At 68.9% G+C, this 6,360-nt stretch carries 8 protein-coding genes; all 8 read left to right on the forward strand.

What is annotated here, in order from left to right:
* Positions 1 to 201, forward strand: a 201-nt coding sequence (locus tag ACK42S_RS14515; protein WP_409708992.1) for a hypothetical protein, incomplete at its 5' end; no start/stop codon positions are given.
* Positions 202 to 308: 107 nt separating this feature from the next.
* The gene (locus ACK42S_RS14520) at positions 309 to 2,174 is read left to right on the forward strand and encodes a phage major capsid protein (RefSeq protein WP_409708995.1); all 1,866 of its coding nucleotides are present in this window, start codon (positions 309 to 311) and stop codon (positions 2,172 to 2,174) included.
* Positions 2,175 to 2,203: 29 nt separating this feature from the next.
* On the forward strand, positions 2,204 to 2,485 hold the full coding sequence (locus ACK42S_RS14525) for a hypothetical protein (RefSeq protein ID WP_409708998.1): 282 nt from the start codon (positions 2,204 to 2,206) through the stop codon (positions 2,483 to 2,485).
* Complete coding sequence (locus ACK42S_RS14530) at positions 2,482 to 2,913, forward strand: hypothetical protein (RefSeq protein WP_409709001.1); 432 nt, start codon at positions 2,482 to 2,484, stop codon at positions 2,911 to 2,913. The genes ACK42S_RS14525 and ACK42S_RS14530 overlap by 4 nt, the downstream gene beginning before the upstream one ends.
* 19 nt (positions 2,914 to 2,932) lie before the next feature.
* Positions 2,933 to 3,580, forward strand: a complete 648-nt coding sequence (locus ACK42S_RS14535) for a phage tail tube protein (RefSeq protein ID WP_409709004.1) — start codon at positions 2,933 to 2,935, stop codon at positions 3,578 to 3,580.
* Positions 3,581 to 3,702: 122 nt separating this feature from the next.
* Positions 3,703 to 4,038: a hypothetical protein gene (locus ACK42S_RS14540; RefSeq protein ID WP_409709007.1), complete on the forward strand. Its 336-nt coding sequence runs from the start codon at positions 3,703 to 3,705 to the stop codon at positions 4,036 to 4,038.
* Positions 4,039 to 4,073: 35 nt separating this feature from the next.
* Entirely contained in the window at positions 4,074 to 4,433 is a 360-nt protein-coding gene (locus tag ACK42S_RS14545; protein ID WP_409709010.1) for a DUF1799 domain-containing protein, read from the forward strand.
* A gap of 3 nt (positions 4,434 to 4,436) precedes the next feature.
* Positions 4,437 to 6,360: tape measure protein (locus ACK42S_RS14550; RefSeq protein WP_409709013.1), on the forward strand; the 1,924-nt coding region annotated here is incomplete at its 3' end.

A 6,360-nucleotide genomic window follows, 5' to 3' on the forward strand; every position in this document is an offset into this window, starting at 1 on the left:
GGTGCGCTGTCGGCGGCCGAGGCCGGCGACGACTGGCTGGCCGGCGCGGGCACGGTCACCGGCGGCGATCCCCCGCCTGCGCCACCCGAGACGCCGGCGCAGGGCGGCGGGCGCCCGTGGCGCTTTGTGGCGTCCGTGCCCATCCCCCTGCGGCCGCGCCGCCCCCGTCGCCGCCGCGAGGAGGAGCTGGCGCTGATCTGAATGTCTCCAGTGGGTCGGGGATTCCACCGTTGCACCCGCCGCCCGGCGGGTGTTTTTTTGCATCGCTTGGGTAGCGGATGAAAGGCGCTCGCCGGTGCAATGGCGGCATGAACAAGCACCTGCCCGCCAACCTGGCCCGTCACCTGCAGAAGGGGCGCGCCGAGCGCTCGCTGCTGGTGGATCGCCAGGCGATTGATGAGGACGCGCGCACGGCCACGCTGGCCTTTGCGAGCGAGACGCCCTACGAGCGCATCTGGGGTATCGAGATTTTGGACGTGACCGCCACGTCCATGCGCCAGGGCCGTCTGCGCTCTGGCGCCAACCTGCTGGTGGACCACGACTGGAAGGATGTCGTGGGCGTCGTCGAATCCGTCGAGATCGGCGCGGACCGGGTGGCCCGCGCCGTGGTGCGCTTCGGGAAAAGCGCTCGAGCGGAGGAAGTGTGGCAGGACGTGCGCGACGGCATCCGCCGCAACGTGTCCGTCGGCTACATCATCCACAAGGCGCAACTGGTCGAGACGAAGGATGGGCTGGAAACCTATCGCGTCACAGACTGGGAGCCTTTCGAGGTCTCGCTGGTGTCCGTGCCGGCAGACGCAACCGTTGGCGTCGGCCGCAGCGCCGATGACGCGGGCGACGCGCCCGCGGCCGTCGAGTCCGCCCCCGCAGCCGCCGCAGCTTCGGATTCCGAAGCGCAACTCACCCCCATCTCTGAGGAAAAAGCCATGACTGATAAAGTCGAAGTCATCGAGCAGCGCAACCACGCTGCCGAAATCACCAAGATCGCCGCGTCCATCCCGGGCGGCGCCGAGCTGGCCATGTCGGCCATCCAGCGCGGCCTGACGGTCGAGCAGTTCCAGCGCGAGGCCATCGAGAAGCTGGCCAGCAAGCCGGTGCCGACCGCCGACATCGGCATGGACAAGAAGGAGGTCAAGCGCTACAGCGTGATGCGCGCCATCAACGCGCTGGCCAACCCGACCGACGCCGGTGCGCAGCGCGCCGCCGCGTTTGAGCGCGAGGTGTCCGACGCGGTGTCGCAGAAGCTGGGCAAGCAGGCCCGCGGCTTCCTGGTGCCGTTCGAGGTGCAGCAGCGCGACCTGGTCGTCGGCACCCCGACCGCCGGCGGCAACCTGGTGGCCACCGACCTGCTGGCCGGCAGCTTCATCGAGGTGCTGCGCAACGCCATGGTGCTGCCGGGCCTGGGCACGCAGATGCTGACCGGCCTGGTCGGCAACGTGGCGATCCCCAAGCAGACCGGCGCCGCGACCGCCTATTGGGTGGCCGAGTCCAACGCGCCGACCGAGTCGCAGCAGACCATCGGCCAGGTGACGATGTCGCCCAAGACCGTGGGCGCCTGGACCGAGATCAGCCGCAAGCTGCTGCTGCAGTCGTCCATCGACGTCGAGTCGATGGTGCAGACCGACCTGGCCGCTGTGCTGGGCCTGGCCATTCAGCAGGCCGCAATCAGCGGCACCGGCAACAGCAACCAGCCCAGCGGTCTGCTCACGCTGATCACCCCCAGCGTGGCCGGCGGCACCGATGGCGCGGCCCCGACCTGGGCGCACATCGTGGAGCTGGAGAGCGACGTGGCGGTGGCCAACGCGCTGGTCGAGAACATGGCCTACCTGACCAACGCCAAGGTGCGCGGCAAGCTCAAGACCACGTCCAAGGTGTCGGGCCAGAACGGCTTTGTGTGGGAGTCGGGCGACACGCCGGTCAACGGCTACCGCGCCGCGGTGACCAACGCGGTGCCGTCCAACCTGACCAAGGGCAGCGGCTCCAACCTGTCGGCCATCATCTTCGGCAACTTCCGCGACCTGGTGATCGGCATGTGGGGCGGCCTCGACCTGATGGTCGATCCCTACACCGGCAGCACCGCCGGCACCGTGCGCGTGGTGGCCCTGCAGGACGTCGATGTGGCGGTTCGCTACACCGAGTCCTTCGCCACCATGGTGGACGCCGTCACGACCTGACCTGAGCCGCACACGCCAAGGGCCGCGCCGTGATCCAAGACCCCATCACCGTGTTCTTCAACCCCGGCGAGTTCGGGGTGGAAGCGACGCTGGCTGGCCCGCCGGTGCGGGGCATCCTGGACCGCGGCTACGCGCTGGGCAACGTGGGCCTGGTGGGCATGGCCGGCGCGCAGCCGGTGTTCACCTGTCCCACGCCCGCCGGCGATCCGGTGGGGCAGCTGCTCACCGTCGGCGCCGACAGCTACCTGGTGGCCGCGCACGAGCCGGATGGCACGGGCTTCAGCCGCCTGCTGCTGGAGGTGTCGGCATGAGCATGGTCAACGACGCCGTGACCGCGGTGGTGGACGCCCTCAAGGCCGCCCCCGCCGTGTCCAACCGTGTCGAGCGCGTGCGCCTGCGGGCCTTGCCTGCGAGCGCCGGCACCGCGGTGGTGGTGCGCCCGCTGGGCAGCGACGTGCAAGACGCCGAGCTGCCGACGGGCCACCCCTACGCCTGGACGACGCAGATCATCGTCGAGTGCTACGCCCGCGCCCCGCAAGGCATCGCGCCCGATGTGGCGGTGGATGCCCTGCTCGAGGCGGTCTACGCGCGGCTGCTCCAAGACCCGACCCTGGGCGGTGCGGTGACGGCCCTGCAGCCGCAGGCCATCGCCTACGACTACGACGTGGACGGCGAGAACGTCGTCTGCGCCACCCTTCAGATCAATGCCCGCCAGATGACGGTGGGCGCCAGCTTGTAACCCCGAAAGGAAAGCCGCCATGGCCTACTACTTCCCCGAAGGCTCGAAGTTCTACTTCAGCAAGACGTTCGCCGCCGCCAAGACGGTGAGTGCCATCACCAACGCCAGCCCGGCGGTCGCCACCGCCACCGCCCACGGCTACGTGGACGGCGACGAGATCCTGCTGACTTCTGGCTGGGAGGATGCGACCGACACCGTGTTCCGCGTCGATCAGCAGACCGCCGACACGTTCCAGCTCCTCGGCCTGAACTCGGTCAACCTGAACTTCTACCCCGCCGGCTCTGGCGCTGGCGAGGCGCAGAAGATCAGCACCTGGGTCGAGATTCCGCAGGTGCTGGGCATCAGCACGTCGGGCGGTGACGCCCGCTTCACGACCATCAGCCCGCTGGCCAAGCGCAACGACATCAACGTGCCGACCGGCTTCAACGCCATGTCGATCAACGTCACGCTGGGCCACGACCCCGACAACGCCAACTACCAGCAGATGCTGGACATCAGCCGCACGCTGGAAAAGGTGGCCTTCAAGATGGTGCTGTCCGGTGGTGCGGTGGCGTACGGCTACGGCTACATGTCGGTGTCCGAGGCGCCCCAGCTCAACCGCAACCAGGCCAACCAGGTCAACGCGGCCATCACGCTGCTCGGCCGGTTCATGTCCTACGCCGTCTGACGGCTCCCGTTCGCGCGGCACTGCGGCGCCAGCCGCAGGGCAGGTCGGCCCCGAGCCTGCCACGCCGCGCCCCTCCATCGGGCGCTTTCCATCGGGCAACACCAACAACATCGGGCACTCACATGGCAATCAAGATCGTTATCTCCAACACCGTTCGCTTCAAGGTCAAGGGCACCCTCAAGGACGAGGCCGGCGTGGATCAGCCGTTCGACTTTTCCCTGACCTGCATGCGGCTGGACTCCGAGCAGATCCAGGCCAAGCTGCGCAGCGAGAGCGACGCCAGCGTCATCGACTTTCTGGCCGATGTGGTCGAGGACTGGTCCGGCGTCAAGGACGCGGACGACAAGCCCCTGCCGTTCACCGAGGACAACCTGCGCGCGCTGTGCCGAATTCCCGGAATCGCGGCCCTGGCCTTCCGCACGTACCTGACCGAGGTGGGAGCGAAGGAAAAAAACTGAGCGCGGTGGCGCGCGAGGTTGCCGAATCCCAGGCCATGCATGGAAAGAATCAGCCGGACCCCCACAACGCATGGACCAGCGCCATCGCTGCGCTTGGGCTGCTGGATCAACCGGCCGGCGAGCGCGTCGCCTATCTGTGGCCCGACAACGTGCGCGCGTGGTCCTGCTGGCAGGGCGTGCAAACGCAGTGGCGCGTCGGCATGGGCGGCGCCACCGGCCTCGATTACGCGGGCGTGCGCGCATTCCTGGACGAGCAGGACCTGCAACGCGACGAACGCCGCGAGGTGTTCGCCGGCATCCAGGCCTGCGAGCGCGCCACGCTGGACGTTTGGGCTGAGCAGCGCGAGCGGCAGGAGCGCGCGGCATCCGGGCTGCCCGTTCCTGGAAGGATGTAACCCATGAGCGTGGCCAACGTCGGCATCAAACTCACCCTTGACGGCGCAGCTCAGGCCGAGGCTGGGCTGCGGCGCGTGCAGGGTGGCATGGACGCCCTGGGCAACACGGCTGAGAGCGTGCGCAGCGCCCTGCAGCAGATGGCCGGCGCGTTTGCCGGCGTGGTGTCGGTGCGGGCCTTCGTGCAGGCGGCCGATGCGGTCACGCAGCTGCAGAACCAGCTCAAGCTGGCCACCGGCAGCACGCAGGCGGCCACGCAGGCCTACCAGCAGCTGTTCGACATTGCGCAGCGCTCGCGCGTCTCGTTCACCGAGCTGGGTGGCACGTTCGCCTCCATCGCGCGGGCCAGCGAGTCGCTGGGCCTGAGTCAGCAGCAGCTGCTGCGCCTGACCGAGACCATCGGCAACGCGATCACCGTGGGCGGCCAGTCGGCGGCCGCGTCGCAGGCGGCGCTGGTGCAGCTGTCGCAGGGCCTGGCGTCGGGCGTGCTGCGCGGCGAGGAGTTAAACAGCATTCTGGAGCAGGCGCCCCGCCTGGCGCGTGCGCTGGCCGATGGCCTGGGCGTGTCCACCGGCGCCCTGCGCAAGCTTGGTGAAGAAGGCAAGCTGACGGCCGACGCCGTGATCGGCGCGCTGCAGTCGCAGGCCGGCGTGTTGGCCAGCGAGGTGCAAAACAGCGTGGTGACGGTCGGCCAGGCGTTCACCCAGGTGCAGAACAGCGCCACCAAGCTGGTGGGTGAAATTGACCGCGTGAGCGGCTCGAGCACGACGCTCGCCGGTGCGCTGCAGGCGGCCTCGGAGTCGCTGGACGGTATCGCCCGCGCGTTCAAGGATGCGCAGAGCGCCGGCCAGCAGGCCAGCGTGTTCAGCGACGGCATCGCCACCGTGTTCGAGACGGTGGCGGTGCTGGGCGTCAACGTGGCCTACGTCATCAAGCAGATCGGCACGGAGCTGGGCGGCCTGGCCGCGCAAGCCGTGGCTGTGGCCAGCGGCCAGTTCGCCCAGGCGCGCGAGATCGGCCGGCTGATGCGCGAGGACGCCGAAAAAGCCCGCCGCGAGGTGGACGCGCTGAGCGAGCGCATCCTGAGCCAGCGCCGCCTGGCCGAGCAGGCGCGCACGTCGCTGCAGGGCGTGGACACCCGCGCCGAGGATGCGCGCCTGGCGCGCTTGGCGCAGTCGGCCACATCGGCCTTCGGCAAGATCGTCACCGGGTCGAATGAGGCCAAGAAGGCCGCCGACGATTTCGCCAAGAGCGTGGAGCGCGGCGTCAAGCTTTACGGCGACCTGACCGCGCAGAGCGGCGGTCTGTCGGCCGGCTTTGCCGAGCAGTGGAAAGACCTGTCCGCCGCCTTCCAGGCCGGCAAGATCAGCCTCGAGCAGCTGGTGGCCGCGCAGGCGCAGCTGCTCGAGCAGCAGCCCTTTGCCAAAGACCTGGCCAAGGAGCAGGCCGACGCGATCAAGCAGCAGGCCGAGGCCATGGAGGCCGCCGCCAAGGCCGAGTTCGAGCGCATCGGGGCGCTGGAGCGCAGCGCCGCGTCAGCCGAGGAGCAACTGCAGCGACTCCTCGACGAAGAGAAAGCGCTCACCATCGCGGCTGAAAAGAACATCACCTTGGCGCAGGCGCTCGAAGAGGTGGCCATCGCCCGACTGCGCGAGCGCCAGGCAGCTATGATGGCCGAAGGCGACCGCGACGCAGAGGTGCTGGCCATACAGCGCGAAATCGACGCGCGCAAGCAACTGGCCGAGGCGATTGGCCGCAAGGAGGCCAGCGACGCCGCCATCGAAAGCGCCAAGGATGCGGCACGCGAGTGGGAGCGCACCGCCGAGCGCATTCAGGACAGCATCACCGACGCGCTCATGCGCGGATTCGAAAGCGGCAAGGACTTCGCGGCGAACCTGCGCGACACCATCGTCAACATGTTCAAGACGC

The sequence above is a fragment of the Caldimonas sp. genome (assembly GCF_046289365.1).
Lineage (GTDB): Bacteria > Pseudomonadota > Gammaproteobacteria > Burkholderiales > Burkholderiaceae_C > Caldimonas.

Excerpts from the sequence above, each read along its gene's own strand:
- ACK42S_RS14520 (WP_409708995.1), top strand. The coding sequence starts at position 309 with ATGAACAAGCACCTGCCCGCCAACCTGGCCCGTCACCTGCAGAAGGGG.
- ACK42S_RS14530 (WP_409709001.1), top strand. The coding sequence starts at position 2,482 with ATGAGCATGGTCAACGACGCCGTGACCGCGGTGGTGGACGCCCTCAAG.
- ACK42S_RS14535 (WP_409709004.1), top strand. The coding sequence starts at position 2,933 with ATGGCCTACTACTTCCCCGAAGGCTCGAAGTTCTACTTCAGCAAGACG.
- ACK42S_RS14540 (WP_409709007.1), top strand. The coding sequence starts at position 3,703 with ATGGCAATCAAGATCGTTATCTCCAACACCGTTCGCTTCAAGGTCAAG.
- ACK42S_RS14545 (WP_409709010.1), top strand. The coding sequence starts at position 4,074 with ATGCATGGAAAGAATCAGCCGGACCCCCACAACGCATGGACCAGCGCC.